Source organism: Psychrobacter sp. AntiMn-1 (genome assembly GCF_001854065.1).
GTDB classification, from domain to species: Bacteria; Pseudomonadota; Gammaproteobacteria; order Pseudomonadales; family Moraxellaceae; genus Psychrobacter; species Psychrobacter pacificensis.
The window spans coordinates 1,380,319-1,397,652 of sequence record NZ_CP012969.1; the positions used below are offsets into that span (position 1 = coordinate 1,380,319).

Annotated in this window: 18 protein-coding genes and 1 pseudogene; 10 read left to right on the forward strand and 9 right to left on the reverse strand. The window is 43.8% G+C overall.

What is annotated here, in order from left to right:
• Nucleotides 1-186: 186 nt before the first annotated feature.
• From gspD to AOT82_RS05840, 9 genes are all read right to left on the reverse strand, one after another.
• On the reverse strand, nucleotides 187-2,445 hold the full coding sequence (gspD, locus tag AOT82_RS05800) for a type II secretion system secretin GspD (protein ID WP_071002197.1): 2,259 nt from the start codon (nucleotides 2,443-2,445) through the stop codon (nucleotides 187-189).
• A 78-nt stretch (nucleotides 2,446-2,523) separates the two neighbouring features.
• Nucleotides 2,524-3,420, reverse strand: a complete 897-nt coding sequence (locus AOT82_RS05805; RefSeq protein ID WP_071002198.1) for a type II secretion system protein N — start codon at nucleotides 3,418-3,420, stop codon at nucleotides 2,524-2,526.
• Complete coding sequence (gene gspN / locus AOT82_RS05810) at nucleotides 3,421-4,257, reverse strand: type II secretion system protein N (RefSeq protein ID WP_083328865.1); 837 nt, start codon at nucleotides 4,255-4,257, stop codon at nucleotides 3,421-3,423. It lies immediately after the preceding gene.
• A gap of 242 nt (nucleotides 4,258-4,499) precedes the next feature.
• Nucleotides 4,500-4,823, reverse strand: coding sequence for an H-NS histone family protein (locus AOT82_RS05815; RefSeq protein ID WP_071002199.1), 324 nt, complete (start codon nucleotides 4,821-4,823; stop codon nucleotides 4,500-4,502).
• Nucleotides 4,824-5,277: 454 nt separating this feature from the next.
• The gene (locus AOT82_RS05820; RefSeq protein WP_071002200.1) at nucleotides 5,278-5,715 is read right to left on the reverse strand and encodes a BLUF domain-containing protein; all 438 of its coding nucleotides are present in this window, start codon (nucleotides 5,713-5,715) and stop codon (nucleotides 5,278-5,280) included.
• A gap of 57 nt (nucleotides 5,716-5,772) precedes the next feature.
• On the reverse strand, nucleotides 5,773-6,291 hold the full coding sequence (locus AOT82_RS05825; protein WP_071002201.1) for a BLUF domain-containing protein: 519 nt from the start codon (nucleotides 6,289-6,291) through the stop codon (nucleotides 5,773-5,775).
• A gap of 75 nt (nucleotides 6,292-6,366) precedes the next feature.
• A complete protein-coding gene (locus AOT82_RS05830) occupies nucleotides 6,367-7,041 on the reverse strand; it encodes a hypothetical protein (protein WP_071002202.1) in 675 nt (224 codons plus the stop codon).
• Between the two features lie 817 nt (nucleotides 7,042-7,858).
• On the reverse strand, nucleotides 7,859-8,473 hold the full coding sequence (ssb, locus tag AOT82_RS05835; protein ID WP_071002203.1) for a single-stranded DNA-binding protein: 615 nt from the start codon (nucleotides 8,471-8,473) through the stop codon (nucleotides 7,859-7,861).
• A gap of 86 nt (nucleotides 8,474-8,559) precedes the next feature.
• On the reverse strand, nucleotides 8,560-9,924 hold the full coding sequence (locus AOT82_RS05840; RefSeq protein WP_071002204.1) for an MFS transporter: 1,365 nt from the start codon (nucleotides 9,922-9,924) through the stop codon (nucleotides 8,560-8,562).
• A gap of 671 nt (nucleotides 9,925-10,595) precedes the next feature.
• Here AOT82_RS05840 and uvrA point away from each other — a divergent pair.
• The 10 genes and pseudogenes from uvrA to AOT82_RS05890 all read left to right on the forward strand — a co-directional run bounded on the left by uvrA (nucleotide 10,596) and on the right by AOT82_RS05890 (nucleotide 17,272).
• Nucleotides 10,596-13,508 carry an excinuclease ABC subunit UvrA gene (uvrA, locus tag AOT82_RS05845; protein WP_071002205.1) on the forward strand — a complete coding sequence of 971 codons (2,913 nt, stop codon included), beginning with the start codon at nucleotides 10,596-10,598 and terminating at the stop codon, nucleotides 13,506-13,508.
• A gap of 211 nt (nucleotides 13,509-13,719) precedes the next feature.
• Nucleotides 13,720-13,932 (forward strand): hypothetical protein, encoded by a 213-nt coding sequence (locus AOT82_RS05850; RefSeq protein ID WP_071002206.1) that lies wholly within the window; start codon nucleotides 13,720-13,722, stop codon nucleotides 13,930-13,932.
• 46 nt (nucleotides 13,933-13,978) lie between these two features.
• Nucleotides 13,979-14,419, forward strand: a complete 441-nt coding sequence (locus tag AOT82_RS05855; protein WP_071002207.1) for an IS5/IS1182 family transposase — start codon at nucleotides 13,979-13,981, stop codon at nucleotides 14,417-14,419.
• Between the two features lie 8 nt (nucleotides 14,420-14,427).
• Nucleotides 14,428-14,811 (forward strand): annotated as a pseudogene (locus AOT82_RS05860) (transposase family protein); the annotation flags it as partial.
• Complete coding sequence (locus AOT82_RS05865) at nucleotides 14,777-15,283, forward strand: hypothetical protein (RefSeq protein WP_071002209.1); 507 nt, start codon at nucleotides 14,777-14,779, stop codon at nucleotides 15,281-15,283. The pseudogene AOT82_RS05860 and the gene AOT82_RS05865, both read left to right, overlap by 35 nt.
• Nucleotides 15,284-15,505: 222 nt before the next feature.
• Nucleotides 15,506-15,796, forward strand: coding sequence for a helix-turn-helix transcriptional regulator (locus AOT82_RS05870; RefSeq protein ID WP_227517191.1), 291 nt, complete (start codon nucleotides 15,506-15,508; stop codon nucleotides 15,794-15,796).
• A gap of 4 nt (nucleotides 15,797-15,800) precedes the next feature.
• Nucleotides 15,801-16,088 (forward strand): helix-turn-helix domain-containing protein, encoded by a 288-nt coding sequence (locus AOT82_RS05875; RefSeq protein WP_197496749.1) that lies wholly within the window; start codon nucleotides 15,801-15,803, stop codon nucleotides 16,086-16,088.
• Nucleotides 16,089-16,364 carry a hypothetical protein gene (locus AOT82_RS05880; RefSeq protein ID WP_071002211.1) on the forward strand — a complete coding sequence of 92 codons (276 nt, stop codon included), beginning with the start codon at nucleotides 16,089-16,091 and terminating at the stop codon, nucleotides 16,362-16,364.
• Nucleotides 16,357-16,890: a hypothetical protein gene (locus AOT82_RS05885; RefSeq protein WP_071002212.1), complete on the forward strand. Its 534-nt coding sequence runs from the start codon at nucleotides 16,357-16,359 to the stop codon at nucleotides 16,888-16,890. The genes AOT82_RS05880 and AOT82_RS05885 overlap by 8 nt, the downstream gene beginning before the upstream one ends.
• The gene (locus AOT82_RS05890; RefSeq protein ID WP_071002213.1) at nucleotides 16,883-17,272 is read left to right on the forward strand and encodes a hypothetical protein; all 390 of its coding nucleotides are present in this window, start codon (nucleotides 16,883-16,885) and stop codon (nucleotides 17,270-17,272) included. The genes AOT82_RS05885 and AOT82_RS05890 overlap by 8 nt, the downstream gene beginning before the upstream one ends.
• Nucleotides 17,273-17,334: the final 62 nt, after the last annotated feature.

The following is a 17,334-nucleotide window of genomic DNA, read 5'->3' on the forward strand; positions in this document are numbered from 1 at the left end:
ATATAAATGTGCATACCTATTTTTATCTCACTAAAGTTTAGTATACGTAAAATACGACGGTCGCTCTGTTTAGCTGTGTTACGAATACGCAAGCCAATGTATGATGTAATTTTTGTTTATTACATCGTACATTGGCTTGTGCTGATTTAATATATCAGTTGTTTAAAGTGGTGGTTAATAGCTGCTTTAACGATTGAGAGGATATGTCGTTATACCATCGTTGGGACTATCTACCTTAGTGAAACCTTGAGGGGTTGACCGCGGGGTTTGATCGCGCTTAGGAATAAGGGGGTTGAGCGGCATCAATTCATAGTCTGCATCGACATTACCATCCCAGCCCTGTGTTCCGCTCAACGGGAGCTGTTTGATCGTACCATTTTTATCGATGACCAATTGCAGTACACGCATCTGGTTAAATTTACGCTCGGTCACACTGGCAACCGCGCCACCATCACGTAAGATGGTTGGTTGTAAAAATATAATCAAGTTACTCTTTTGAGTACTGTCATTGTCAGAGCGGAACAACCTGCCAATCACTGGTACATTTCCTAAGCCCGGAACTTTTTGCTGGCGTGTGGTGCTATTGTCACGCATCAAACCACCTAGGGCGATGGTCTGCTGATCATCGGCTAAAATCGTTGTATTAATGAGACTTTTATTGGTAGTCAAACCACTAGCATTGCCAGTAGTACCTGGTACGACGGAAGATACTTCTTGTGAGACCTCCAAACGTACGGTGCCATTATCACCAATATGAGGGATAACGTTAAGATTGATACCAATATCTTGACGATCAATGGTCTGAAAAGGGTTGTTTGAGTTGTTACCACTGGTAGTATAAGAACCTGTGACAAAAGGTACGTTTTGACCAACCAAGATACTGGCCTTTTCATTATCCAATGTCAAAATAGACGGCATGGACAATAGATTGGCACTGGTAGAAGAGTCGAGTGCCTGCAAAATGGCACCATAAAATTCCGTATTACCCTGACTGTCTTTTCGGCTATCGCCAATCCCAACCAAAGCACCAACGATAGAGCTGGCAGCGGAGCTAATACCTGCGGCGCCCGCAGCAGCACTACCACCCAATGCGGCAGCGGCCAAGGTGGTCGCACTAGCACCGACATTATTGAAGTTGACGACACCATAGCCACTATTGGCATTACCAAGCGCCCACTGAACGCCTAGCTGGGTTGCATCATCACCTGAAACTTCGACGATAGCAGCTTGAATCAAGACTTGTGCGCGGCGACTGTCCAATTGATTGACCGCATCTTCAATCTCAAACATCAGCTCAGGGGCAGCATTGACGATAACGGCATTTTGTGTCTCGTCAGCGATGATACTAAAGGGTTTTCCACCAACGCCTGTACCGCTTCCACTTGTATTGCTAGTAGGCACAACTGATGTACTACTGCTACTGCCAATACTCTCACTCGCCGCACTGTTAATGGTTGCCCCTGTACTGCTTGCATCATTTAAAGAAGCGGACTCTAACGTTGAGGTGGCTCCAGCGCTATTAATCGATTGATTGGCCAAAAGGCCTCGTAGCATATCAGCAATATGACTGGCGCTGGCATACTTTAGGCGAAAGACACGTAAACCGCTCAGTCTTCTTGTCGGTGTGGTATCTAGTTGATTAACCATCTCCTGAACTTTGGCAATCATCTCAGGGCTGCCTTTGACCAGCAATCGATCACTTGATGAATCAGCGATCACTTTGAGTTGATTATTACCACCTTGTGCTTGTCCGCTACCAGCGCTTGCCACCAAGGCACTGATTAGCTCCATCATACGTTCGGCATCGACGTGGCGTAGTGGTATCACTTGCAGACTATCATTAATATTGCTATCCAAGTCACGGATAAGGGCCGTGAGTTGGTTCAGGCTATCCGCGCGATCTGATAGCACCAGCGCGTTCACACCAGGCACAGCGGCGGCATGTGCAGACTGCGGCATTAAAGGTCTTATAACGCCCAATACTTCTGCTGCTTGAGTATTCGTCAAATAAATCACTCGGGTTGCAAGCGACTCACCGACACTATTGCCGCGCAAATCAACGGCGACACCAGACTGCTTGGCGACATTATCTGGCACCAGTTTGATTGTCGTACCTGCCTCTATCGCTGCAATCCCATTGACCTGCATGACACTTAAGAACAGCTGATAAATCTCATCACGCGATAAGGCTTTGTTTGAGATGACCGTCACATTGCCATTGATACGAGGATCAAGGACAAAGTTTTGATCAGTGATGGTTGCCACCTCATTAATAAAAGCTTTGATATCGGCATCTTGTAGGTTTACCTTCCAGCTCTCAGCACTCGCTAGGCCCATGCTAGCAGCCCATAAGGGTACCGCTAGGCAAAGAGGACGACACAGGCGCATCAAACGCGGCAGGATACGGTGTAACGGTGTGGCTGAAAATTGATGAAAACTTACCATATTGATAATTACCTACAGTGATATTGCGTCATATGTACTGAGTGTTTAACGAGCACTCTTTGCTAAAAGTCCGTCTTATTAGAACTGCTGGCGGATAGTAATAACTTGCTCACCACGTTGAACCTCGATTTGTGCTTCGCCTGCTTGCTGTACTTGCTGCAATACGCTTGCATCCTGAGCAGGATTATTGCCCACGTTTTGTCCGTTTACTGTCAACACTTTGTCGCCTGGCTCCAGTCCGAGTCGATTGCGCAACTTCGATGGCATCGCTGCGGTGACTTGATAGCTTTCACCTGAGGCCATCACCCCCATTCTACTCAAATAACTGGCAGGATTTTCTTGCAGCGCGGTGACCGCCTCTTCAATCGCCGTTTGCGGACTGCTTTCACCATTCGTCTCTGTCGGTTCAGGCGGCGTATCTTGTAGTGTCTGAGGCGCAGTCGGTAACATACTATTGTCTGGCAGACGCTGATTACTGACGCCGCCTGCCAGCATATCACTTTGATCTAGCGACATAGCATCTGGCATGCTAATCACTGTTTCTTTATCATTGGCATCCGCGATAATAACCGAATTCCAGTCAACAGCGACAAGAATATAGTCGCTGTCTTTTAGTCCATCACCAATTCGGTAATTTTTCACCTCACCATTAATGTTAAGCAACGCTGAAGACATGCTCTCCGGTATAGCGAGTAGTACGCCTTTAAGCTCAACATTGGGTGGTGGCTGGACTGCCGCTGCAATAGGGTCAGGGTCCGCAAATATCGCAAACAAACCACTATAGTCATTGGCAGACTTTGTATTGTTTTGCAAAGGGGCTAGCGGCAATGCTGGTGCTAAGGGCGCTGCTAATAGTAACCACAAAAGACGCGCCGCTGTCCAACATAGCCAAGCAATTGCCAGTAGCAACAACCACCCTGAAAAACGATTGAGAGTATTTACGACAGGCTTTAAGCTGGCAGCAATATTTGACATTTAGGGCGCCCCCAGACCAGCTAGCAGCGGCTGGCGCAAACTAACGACTGGTGTATCCTGCGGTGCTTGCCCTTTATATTCAGGCATGTTTTCTAGTAAGCGCTGAGTCAGACTGACATCTAGCATGTTATCCCCGTCTATATACAGATCGCCTAAGCGCTTATCTTGATTATTCAATAGATTGATATGCAGCAGATTTTTATTGTTCTTTTGCTCAGCACTCAGCTCAGCTCGCAATGCAGGCATAGTGATATAAAAAACCTTACCACCACTCGGATAACCGACTTCACCGCCAACCCAGGTCAACTGACCATCAGCTTCACTAAATCCCGCCGCATTTTTAGCAGACTCATTCTCAGCGGATTCCGATGATGCATTGTCGCTAGACTGACGCTTTAACGAAACGCCATTGACTTGAATGGGTGTGTTAGGCAGTTGCCAATCAACCACACTTGCCAAAGTCTCAGGAGCAATCTTTCCGCTCATATCATCAACTTGCCATGAGTTTAAACCCAGCTTTACCTGTCCGTTCAACCTCGTTTGCTCTGAGTTGATAGTCACATCGGCACCAAGCTTGCCTGTGAGCAGTTGCCATGGCTGCCATGACCATTTGGCCATCCCTGTGAGCGGTGTCGATGATAGAGGAATTTGCCAAATGGCAGAGCCCTGCCATACATTGCCAGACACATGCTGCACATAAGGCGTATTGGGTGCATACTTTTGGATTAGCCATGCCGCTGGCATTTGCAATAGGGCAAATAAGGCAAACAATACAAATCCGATCAGCCACCAAAGCTTGCGGGGACGCTTATGAGACAACTCAGATACTTGGGCCACGGTTGCACAACTCTTATATAAGACAAAAACGTCATTATCATAACAAACAATGACCTATAGATGACAGAAAAAAAGCCAGTATCTTTTTACCAAAATATTGGCAATAAAGATACTGGCTTTTTTATTTTGCAAAGCCTCAGTGCTTATGACTAAATGATTGTAAATAAACCATTATCCATAAGACTGATAAGCTCCGTCCCGTACTGTGTTACGACTCGAAACTATCTAATTGGATAGCCTAATTAGATAGCAAAATCTTCAAGGCCACGACCTGCTGCTAGTGCTTCAACCAACCACGTTGGTTTACGTCCACGACCAGTCCAAGTTTCTTCCTTGTTATCAGTATTGCGATACTTAATACTGCGTTTTTTCTCTAGTTTTTCACCAGCTTTTAAGATCTCTTCAATCGTAGCGTTGCTGTCTTCTGCAATTTGCTCAAACTGAATATAAGCATCATACAAACGCTGATGCTGTTTTTTGGCAATAAGCTGCTGGGCATTTTCGCTGATGGCACGTAGTTCATCTACGTTTAAGTTATCTAAATCAATTGCGTTATTTTTACTCATAGTAAGTCCAACTGTCGGATAAAAAATATCACCTCAATAGAGACATTGTGCCTATTGGGATACCTGAATGATGACTCATTCATTATTCAAAAATTAATAGTTTTTAAGGGTTAATTTGATTTTTGATTAATCAAAGATTATTCATAATTATTTTAATAAACATGAATAATAAAAATATTGCTGGCAAACACAAGCATTCATTATACCTTATATAGCAAATGGCTATCGACAATAATTACTTATCGAAACTTAGCTCAACAAATTTCTATTTTCTATAGTGTTTCTTAAATGCGGTATTCCCTGAATATTAGTACTTTTTCATTTTTTAATAAAATAATATTCATTAATACACTATATTAATAAATCTGATTTATTAGCATCTGATAACTAGGCGCTGTAGCAAAAGCATATGAGCTTGCGAACGAATGCTTGTCTAAACCCTAACGACTTTTATTTAGCCTTTTTGTGCATTCAGCTCATTCATCAACCCATGAGCAGATTCAGCATTTAGCAGGTAAGGGTTAAAACCAATAGTCGTAGAGTACTTTAAATAGATTGCGGCGTTCTCTTCGGTCGGAGACGCATAGTTCATTGACCATTTCGCCCACTCCCTATGCTTTAGCTCACGTGTGTCAATAATCTGTAGGTCGTGATGACGCTCATCGGAAATGAGACTGTATAGCAATCGATTAATTTGCGCTCTTGGGCCTTCTATCGTCTGCAAAAAATAATCTTTATTGAACGTTAGCATCCCAGTGATACTATTAGCAGCGTTATTTATCTGTGCTTGCTGTAATATTTCATTGAAATCGGTCGCTGATACATTTGGGTTTGCGCGGCTGGCATAGGTCATGCTCACTAAGATATGGGCATCTGCGTGTGTTGATGTCATGTTTGTTCTCTTATACAAATATTATGAAAGCGGATCGCATTTATAGACATTACTCAATTAACCAAGGGCATACCACGGTTTTTTCTTTTGAGAGGCACGCTGCTCTTCTTGCTCTTGAAGCTCTGATAAGGTGTCAATCAACATCATAATCTGATTGGTGCTCATCAAATAAGGATTGAATTCGTTACCTGTCGAAAACTTCAGTGCAAGCCCCTTGTTCTCATCGCTTGGAATCAAATACTTCATTGACCATTTGTTCCAATGACGCTGCTCAACCTCACAGCATTCTATGACTTGCAGGGAATGATGACGCTCATCTTGCACAAGCTTTCTAAGCAAGCCATTGATAACCGGCCTAGCCCCTTCGATACTTTGTAAAAAGTAGTTATGGTTAAACACCAACGCACCAGTGATACCATTGCGCTCGTTATTTTGCTGAGCTTGCTCAAGGATACGAGTTACCTCACCGTTGAGGTTATCGTTGTTATAACGACTGATATAAGTCAGACGCAAAATGATATGCTCACCCTGCCGCATTTTTAGACTATTTGACTCTGAGAGATCGACTGACTCCATAATTTTTTCCAATTAATTTGCTAGATTTATAAAAAAGGCGGTGCAGGTATTGCTAATCACTCATCAATGGCCGTACTAACGTGACTGTTGAATTTTTTTGATAAATTTGCTCATACCACGTGCTAGATTCGCGTTACTGCTCTTTTGTACTTCTTGTGCCAACAGTAATAATTGCGCGCTGTCCTCACACTGCTCTAGACTCAGTAAATAGCCCCAAGCTTCTGCAGGTAGTGCATTTTTTTCAATGTAGGTCGCCAAGTCAGATTTAAGGGTTCCATAGTTGGCACCAGCAACTTTTGCCTTAAACATAATACCGATAGACTTTTTGCCAGTCTCTGCAATTTTGCTTGGCGGTTTGCTATTAAAAGTACGATCGAACTCTATCTCAGTACTGATATCAAATGAGTTGTCTGTAGATTGAGGTTGCTTAGCGACTGGTACTTGAGGAACAGTAGGTGCTTCGTTTACAGTAGATACCTGAGGCGCTGTTTGGATTTGCGAACTAGCGTTAGCAGCACCAATCAGTTCAATACACTCAAGCTCTAAAAGTAATTCAAATAAAGGCCCAACACCGCCAAAATCAGCAAACATTTTGCTATTATCAAGCGTATCAAGGTAGTTTTGATACGTGCGCTTGCCATCAATCATAATCAGCAATGTTCTCGCTTCTCGCGGCAATATACCGAGACTTTGAGATTTTATTTCTGCTCTACCTAAATCGCTTTTGCGAAACACGTCACCGTAGTTCATGCTTTATACTCAGTATTGACAGCAAGATAGGCATCTTACCGATAAGACGCCGACCCAGTTAATTTTTGTTCTTTTCAGCCATGAATGGCCAAACTCTGATAGATTTGAATTTATTGTTAACTGATGCTTTACATGCAACCTTGGCGCTTAAAATCAGCTATACTATTTAATTAAATAGAGTATATCAATGTCATTAATAGACTGTTAGCACTAATTGAATTGGATAGCACAAACGGTTTATATAAGGTATGGAAGGTAGTTTTTATAAATTTCAATATAAAAATTGAAAATAAAAATAATGGCAACAACGCTTTTAAAAAATAACGGTTATAGTCAATCCTAAATAAAACAGATACATTATATATCAAGGTGGAACTGGTCTAAATTTTCCTCGCGTGCTGTGCCTACGCAGACAGAGGCTGCGAAAAATTTATCCCAGTCCCACTGTATCGTTTTTATACTGAATTCACTATATATACAACAGTGAATAACCACACTTCCTTGATAAACCACTCAATAGTAATCGCATATATTTCCAGCCTTTAATAGCAGAATGAAAAATAAACATAAGTTTTGTTTTTTATTAGCAAAATAACAATAAGCAAGTCTATTATTTGATACTTAATCTCTGATATCGCGTGAATATAAACATATAGGTAATTTTCTAATAATTTATTCATAAAAACTAAAAAACCCCGCTATTAACGGGATTTTTAATTCAAAGATACTTGTTCAAATCTTTATCTTTTAAACAAAAAAAGAGCCTATAAATATAGGCTCTAATGACTTTTCTCTACACTATCAGGTTATTGTATTCCTAAAACGGGATATCATCGTCTACAGGGCCATCTGACATTGCCGTAGGCTTAGATTGCGCGGGTTGATTAAACTGATTTTGCGGCGCAGGTGCATTTTGGTTATTAAAGCTGTTCTGACCGCCACTCGGTTGGTTATTGTAGCCGCCTCGCTGTGCTGGCTGGCCACCTGCTTGCTGACCGAAATTATTTTGGTTGCTTTGACCGCCTTGGTTGCCGTAACTGTTTGAGTTCTGGCCACCTTGATTGTTACTAAAGCCTCCATTATCGCTTTGGCCACCACTCATACCATCAAGCATCTGCATTTGCTCAGCTCGAATCTCCGTAATATAACGATCTTGACCGTTCTGGTCTTGGTACTTACGCGTACGCAAGCTACCTTCAATATAGACCTTGCTGCCTTTACGCAGATACTGTGCAGCGATTTCACCCAAACGATTAAACAGTGAGATACGATGCCACTCTGTCGCTTCTCTTTTTTCACCGCTTTGTTTATCCGTCCACTGCTCAGATGTCGCAACCGAGATATTAGTCACGCTACCGCCATTATTGAACTGGCGTGCCTCAGGATCTGCTCCAAGGTTACCGATGATGATAACTTTATTAACTCCGCGCATGATACCGTCCTTTTACTTATGAATAATTATTCGATAGAAAAAATGATTCCTATCAATGATATGATTTTACTTTAACCAATTTTTGTTTAAATATCTAGTGGGCTTTGTGCCAGATGCGACAGTGCTTGTCGCGAATCATCCGTCAGTTGGGTCTTGTCTAATTTTAAATAAGCGACTTGCTCCTTTGCCATAACGACCAGTTCATCCACGCCATCGACTGCTAGCATCTGCCGAGACCAATCTTGGATATTGATGTTTTTAGGAATGGTTACTGTCGTGCTCGACAGATAAGGTGGCTGGGCAATGGGTGTAATCAGCAGCAATGCGATGCCCATGACAAGTGACAACAGCCCCCATGCCAGCAAGTTAGACTGATTCAATAGCAGCCCGCCCATCGCGCCACCAACGAACGCACCTAAAAACTGGCTCGATGAATTAAGCCCCATCGCGGTTGCTTTATTGGCGACTGGTGCACGCTTAGATATCCAAGATGGAATCGTCGCCTCAAGCAAATTAAAACCCATAAAGTACAGTAGCAATCCAAAAATAATACCAACACCAACCTGACTACCAAAAGCAAGAAATGCCAAGGCTGCAGTCATTAAGGCGATAGCAGCTAGAAAGACTTGGCGCATTTTACGCTTCTTTTCAGCGATGATAATAAAGGGAATGGCGACGGCAAAGCCGACAAACAATAGCGGCAAGTAGACCAAGCCTTGCTGACGTACCGATAGACCCATCACCTCTGTGAGCTGATGCGGCAAGATTACAAATATCGCTGTCATGGTCAAATGCAGCGCAAAAATTCCAAAGTGCAAACGGTTTAAGTCGCCGATTTTGAGCACAGTAGCGAGTTGCTCACCGATCGATTTGTTATCCAGATTGTGCTTGAGCACGCGCATTGGCGTGGGTACGACAAAAAGTAGCAGCATCGCTAAAATAGCAAATGCTGCCGTCAGCCAAAACAATCCTGAGATACCAAGCGAGCCTACTAATAACGGCCCAAAGGCAAAGGCCAACATAATAGAGGTGGCAATGGTCAAGCCCATCGTCGCCATTGCCTTGGTGCGCATCTCCTCGCGGGTGACGTCGGCAAGCAATGCCATGAGCACCGCAGAAACCGCACCGCTTCCTGCCAGCGCGCGCCCGATGATGACCTGATAAATATCCGTCGCATTTGCTGCAATCATGCCGCCGACTGCAAACAGTATCAATCCCAAAAATATAATCGGTTTACGTGGGAATTTATCAGCGGCAAGGCTCATCGGTATCTGAAAGATCGCTTGTCCTAGTCCATAAATACCAACTGCCAGACCAATCAAAAACGGCGTCGCGTGTGCATAATTGTCACCATAAACAGAAAACACCGGCACAATCATAAACAAGCCAATCATACGCAAGGCAAAGATGCCACCGACTCCGAGGATTGCCCGTTTCTCTACGCTATTCATACTTGCCTCACTGATTGATCATTGCTGTTTTTTCACTGCTGGTACTTGTACTGCACCATGATTTATCACTACTGGTTTATCAAGACACTGGCCTATAAATCAAGCCCTCTAGTATAAGACATTCGCCGTTTGGTTGCCGAGACTTTTGTCTTACTGACGCCCCCGCCTATAGCGCATCAACCCAAGCCATTCATACTACGCAATTATTTTGTTACCAACTGCGTCAGATGCGCAATCACACCTTGAATAATGCGGTCGCCATAACAATAAAGTAAGGCATTATAAACATTATTATTCATTAGCTCGAACGACAGTTCAAACGACAAACTCCTCTGTAAAATGACATTTTTGGTCAAAACCATAACAAACGATGCCTGTTACTTAACAGGGGTTTGATTTAGATTTGCTTAGTCGAACAGAAATCAATCGCATCAAAGACTGCAAAATAAGAAAACAGTAAATTGGCATGTATAGCCCTTACTTCACGAACGTATGAACACTTTATAAAAGCACTATTTATAACCATATTTTTTATAACAGAGCTATTTATAACGACATTATAAATTTAGAAATCATTCGCGTTTTTAACCCATAATTTTACTGATCCGTATTTACCTTTTCATTTGAGATATTTCCCAATACTCTTTTAGCAAATAGGAAACCCATAAACGATGGCACATGACCATATCGCAATACGCGGCGCACGTACTCATAATTTAAAAAACATTGATTTAGACATTCCACGAGATAAATTCGTGGTAATCACTGGTTTATCCGGTTCTGGTAAATCGTCCTTGGCTTTTGATACGCTATATGCTGAAGGGCAACGTCGCTATGTCGAGAGTTTGTCAGCATATGCGCGCCAGTTCTTATCGCAGATGGAAAAGCCGGAAGTCGATAGCATCGAAGGCTTGTCACCGGCAATTGCTATTGAGCAAAAATCGACCAACCATAATCCACGCTCAACGGTCGGTACGATCACTGAGATTTATGATTACCTGCGTCTATTATACGCGCGTATCGGTACGCCTTATTGCCCAGAGCATGGCGAACCTATGGTGGCGCAGTCGGTGACCGAGATGGTTGATCAGGTTATGGCACTCCCCGATGAGACCAAGCTTATGATTCTTGCGCCAGTAGTGCGTGAGCGTAAAGGAGAGCATACAGTGCTGCTTGAGCAATTGATCGGTCAAGGGTTTGTACGCGTACGCGTCGATGGTCATGTCTATGATACTGACGAGCTACCGACACTCGATAAAAAGAAAAAACACACCATCGAAGTGGTGGTTGATCGCTTTAAAGTACGTGATGACTTGGGCAACCGTGTCGCTGAGAGCTTGGAGACCGCGCTACGTTTGGGACAAGGTCTAGTGACGCTGCACTTTATGGATGGTAACCCTACTGAGGGCGGCTCTGATAATCAAGTGATGTCTGCCAAGCACAGCTGTCCGATTTGTGATCGCGCTGTACCTGAGCTTGAGCCGCGCATGTTTAGTTTTAACAACCCCTACGGTGCTTGCCCAACTTGTGATGGACTCGGTAAGCGTCAGTATTTCGCTGCTGAAAAGCTCATTACTCATGTTGATAAGACGCTCAATCAAGGCGCGATTAACGGTTGGGATAAGCGCCACTCGTACTATTTTGGGCTGCTAACTACCGTTTGTAAGCATTTTAAAATCGATATGGATACACCGTGGACGGAGCTGCCCAAAAAGCAGCAAGAGCTGATCATGCACGGCTCAGGTAAAGAAAAGCTCACCTTTAACTTTACCGATGAGCGCGGACGTAAAACCAATAAAACCGTTCCTTTTGAAGGCGTACTACCCTATCTTGAGCGCCGTTATGCCAAAACGCAAAGTAACCTCGTCCGCGATGAGCTGGCTAAATACTTAGCTGATACCACGTGTAATGTCTGTGATGGCGCGCGTCTGAACGAGATTTCGCGCAATGTGCGTGTCGATGAACAAACCATCGCTGACATCGTCAAGCTCTCTATTGGCGACGCGGCGGACTATTATAAGACTCTAAAGATTGACGGTCATAAAGGTGAAGTGGCAGAGAAGATCTTTAAAGAGATTAACGAGCGCTTAAACTTCCTCGTTAGCGTTGGCCTCGATTATCTAACCCTAGCACGCTCTGCCGAAACCCTATCCGGCGGTGAAGCGCAGCGTATTCGTTTGGCCAGTCAAATTGGTGCCGGTCTGATGGGCGTCATGTATGTCCTTGATGAGCCGTCCATTGGCTTGCATCAGCGTGATAACGACCGCTTGCTTAAAACTTTAACACGCTTGCGTGATTTAGGTAATACCGTACTGGTCGTTGAGCACGATGAAGATGCGATTCGTCAAGCGGATCACGTCATCGATATCGGTATTGGGGCTGGCGTACACGGTGGTCATATCATCGCCGAGGGCACGGTGGATGAAGTGATGGCAACGCCAGACTCGCTCACCGGACAATATATGTCGGGCGAAAAACGCATTGAGATACCAAAAGTGCGGCATAAAGCCAAAACCGTAGAGGTCGAGGTTAAAGGTAAAGCGAAAGCCAAAACAAAAAAGGTACCGATGACTATCGAGCTCAAAGGCGCCTCAGGCAACAACCTAAAAGACGTCGATCTGAGCCTGCCCGTTGGGGTGATGACTTGTGTCACGGGTGTATCGGGTTCTGGTAAATCAACGCTGATTAACCGTACGCTTATGCCTATCGCCGCCACACAATTAAACAATGCCTCAACGCTAATCGCGGATAAGCATGACAGCATTAGCGGTCTTGAGCATTTGGATAAAATGGTCGATATCGATCAAAGCCCAATTGGTCGTACCCCGCGCTCCAATCCTGCGACTTATACTGGCGTCTTCACTCCCGTGCGTGAGATGTTCGCCCAGACACCAGAAGCCCGCGCACGTGGTTATAAAGCTGGGCGCTTTAGCTTCAACGTCAAAGGCGGACGCTGTGAGATGTGCCAAGGCGATGGTCTCATCAAAGTTGAGATGCATTTTTTACCGGATATGTATGTGCCGTGTGACACCTGTGAAGGCAAGCGTTATAACCGCGAGACCTTAGAGATTCACTATAAAGGCAAAACCATCGCTGACGTGCTCGAGATGACGGTAGAGGACGCCACTGAGTTCTTCTCGGCGATTCCAGCGATCTATCGTCGCCTGCAAGCGTTGATGGATGTGGGGCTGAGCTACATTCGCTTGGGTCAGTCTGCATCGACACTATCTGGCGGTGAAGCGCAGCGGGTGAAACTGGCACGCGAGCTTGCCAAACGCGACACGGGACAGACGCTTTATATCTTGGATGAGCCAACCACAGGTTTGCATTTCCATGATATCGATAAGCTGCTCAACATCTTGCATGCGCTACGCGATAAAGGTAACACCATCGTGGTCATTGAGCATAACTTGGATGTTATCAAAACCGCGGATTGGGTGATTGATCTTGGCCCTGAAGGCGGTAAAGGCGGCGGTATGATCATCGCTGAGGGTACGCCAGAAGAGGTCGCAGAGGTCGAAGGCTCACACACGGGTGAGTTTTTAAAGCCGATGCTTAAGCAAGCGATGAAAGAAGTGAGTTAGTAGAACTTAGGTAATAATTGATGAAAAGGCTACTCTTTAGGGGGTGGCTTTTTTTGTTTTTATATGGATTGAAAGTATTTATAGAAAACACTATAATCTTTCTATTAATTAGCGTTGCACTTGGTGTGTTAATCTAAGAGCTAAAAAAATACTCAGAGCAAACTCTTAGGAGACGATGAGTTATCATAATTAATTAGTAGGATAACTAATAATGACTCAAGACACTACGCAACTAATAATTAAAGATGATAACGCATATAAATTGGCACAAGCTCTATATAATACCGTAACTGGAAAAACTGAAAGCTTATCAAGGAGTTACTCTGATAATTACGAGGTGAATAATGAATCTATAGTTCAACTATATAATAAAATGGTTCAAACTTATGCTCAATGGGAAGTAATAGACCTCTTGCAAAAGTAGCAGAGGGAATTAAAATAAGAAGAACATTCATCGTTGTCTAAGAACCATGCCAAACATAGATAAGCTACTCAAACAAAGTGACGCTGGTTTTAAACGCTACACTGGCATTCATAAAGCCACCTTTTATGACATGCTTGAGGCCATGCAAGAGCATGAAGCATCTAAGACCAAATCAGGCAGACCAAGTGTGCTCAGTCTTAAGGAGCAGATACTACTAGCCCTGACTTATTGGCGTGAATACCGCACGCTTTATCATATCAGTATGGACTTTGGTATTCATGAGTCTTCTGCTAGCCGTATCATTCGTAAAGTAGAAGACACACTGATTGACTCTGGCAAGTTTGAATTGCCTAAAAAGCTGCCTAGTCGTGTCGATGAGGACATCAATTGGAGCGTCGTCATTGTCGATGCCACCGAAACCCCAATTGAGCGTCCAAAAAAAACCAAAGAGACTACTACAGCGGTAAGAAAAAACAACACACCTTAAAAGCGCAGGTTATCGTTCATTGGCAAACCGGTTTGATACTTGATGTGCAAACCTGTAAAGGGTCAATCCACGATTTTAAGCTGTATAAAGATACTTGTCCTGATTGGTTACCTGAGAACACTAACTATCTAGCAGACAGTGGTTATCAAGGGTTAGCAAAGCTACATAACCAAACTTTCACACCATTTAAGAAACCTCGTGGTGGTCAGTTATTGGAGATATGCAAACAGGCCAATCACTATCTGGCAAAGTTCCGTATTGTGGTTGAGCACAAAATAGGCTTAATCAAGTTGTTTAAAATCGTGGCTCATAAATATCGCAACCGTCGTCAGCGCTATGATCTTAGAATGAAGCTGTTTGCTGGTATCATTAATTCCGAGCTTAAATTATGACTTTTGCAAGAGGTCTATTAAATTTACAAGCTATAAGGAAGCAGAAGAATGGCAGAATGAATTTTATAAATTCTTAGCGGACAATAGAGCTTTGGAAATGTTTTTGAGATTGAAGGATTTGGCTGAAGTTTTTATAAGTCGCATAAAGACTCTTGATAATATAAATGTTGACTTAGGTTTTGACTTCTATAAGATGCAGAAAGAGTTGAGCTTTAGAAATAATAAACTAGCATTCATTGATTCTAGTCAAGCGAATATAGCACCTGAACTAATAGTTGCTCACTATGTCTGGAACTATATTTATTTAGAAGATAACGATTTAAACCAAAACCTATCTCATTCATCAAAAGTTCCTCTAGTCTTGAAGCATTTTAAAGATTTGCCTAAAGACCAAAGGTTTATAGACAGAATTACAGCTATTACCACACCTAGAGAGCAGAAAAACTATAACTGGAGTGGTTTTTTTAAATAGCAATTTGCTTGCCTATTATCCCATACTGATAAGATGACACCTCAACGTGTCACCCTAATTTAAAATTGGCTTCAAACCTTTATCGTTTGGAGGTGACACCACTTACCGACACCATTTTATTGAGGTGACACCCTTTTCTGACACCTATGCTTACCCCCTAACATAGACCATGTAAGCCGTAGCGTCCGTTACGGCTCAATACACTACATGGAGCTATACACAATGACACACCCAACCCAAGACACCCCAGTAATTCCTTTTACTGACAACACCCCTCACGACACCGAACCAACCAGCGCAAACAGTCCAGCTATGCAACTGCCTACTACTGGCATGGGCAGAGCTAAGGACATTTTGCCGTTCCTACCTTTTAGCAAAACCACCTTGTTTGAATGGTCAAAAGATGGACGTTTCCCAGCTGGCAGAAAGCTATCACCAACTATGACAGCATGGAGCTATGCAGACGTTCACGAATGGCTTAACTCTCACACCTCAACCACTAGCGAGATATAGAGCCATGATGACCACAGCCACCAGTAACGCCCCAGTGACCGACCAGCCAGCACCTAAGACACAGATTGACACTGTTAGAGAGCACCTGATGACAGGGGCAACTATCACCACATGGGACGCATACCGCCTTTATCAAATCACATGCCTAGCACAGCGCATACATGACCTAAGAACCGCAGGGCTAACCATTCAAAGCGAAATAGTTACGCACAATGACAAGCGTTTTTCTGTCTATTGGCTTGATGAGCAGACTTTGCTTGAAAGCGAACTATCTAACAGTGAGGTGAACTAAGTGAGCCAATCAAACGACATATTAGAACCGCGCCTAGTGGCAGTAGATAGCTATTATCTGTCTGTCATTAATGACCGCATACAAGACCTATCAAACGATGCTGAGAGCCTAGCAATGGCGCTTAGTGCGATCAGTACCGATGATGATACCAGTAAGGGCGTAATAGTCGCTGTAAGGTCTGCCCTACTCGCTAATAGTGAGCTGGCAACCATTTTAAGCGAACAGATGGACGGGCTTATCTTACTGCCTGAGCTGGAGGTAACAGATCATGAGTGATAACCATACCAAACCCAATCTAAAAGCCCAACACGGGGCGCACAATCGCAAACAGACGGGTAAACGTGGCTTACTGCTAAGATTTACTATCTTTATGGCATGGGTGGCAGGTATTGGCTTGCTACTCTCACTGGTAGCTTGCCAGCAAGTACAACCAAAACAGATTGCAACCGATGATAGCAGCGGTTACTATATAGGCCTCTCAAAATCTACAAGCGGACAAGCCAGCCGTGGCATTTTGGCTTTTTTTGTGCCTGATAATAGCGCAGCCTCTCAAGCTGTTACTATACAATCTAGCACAGCCTCACAAGCGCACACATGCGCCACAAGGGGGCAAACCATCATATCTAAGGTGAACACCTCACCGACCGACTATGACGGGTTGACGCTGCAAAATAAAACAGCCGTAAGGCGAATATGCGGGGCGGTTTCTTGTAGAACCGAGAGTAAGACCCGTCACCCTATACTTTTACCGTATAGCGTGGCATACACTCAAAAACTACAAGGAGTTATCCATCATGGGTAAATCAATCAGCACGACTTCAAACACTACAACACTAGCTAATCAAGCCCCTGAGGGCTTAGATGACGGCTTGTCTATTGCCCAAATTAACCAGCGTAAAGTTATCGACTTAACTAGTCCTAACGATACCGATGTCATTATCATATCGTCACATGATTTATCAAACCTTGCTTGTGATATTAGCGGTGCAGCTGGCGCTCTACATGATGTTGGTCAGTTACTGGCACTTATTCACTATGACAAGATACAGGCTCATACAGCCGAAGCATTAGCGCGTTTAGCACATGATGCTACTTGCACATGGGCAGAGATACTGCACACGCAATTAGACACCCTCAACGAATCCCTAGTGATGAATGGCCATAGCAAGGTAGGTGCAGAATGAAAACCTACCCACCAAAGCAGAGCCGTAAGCACGCCAAGCGCAAAAGCTACTACAAGAAATAT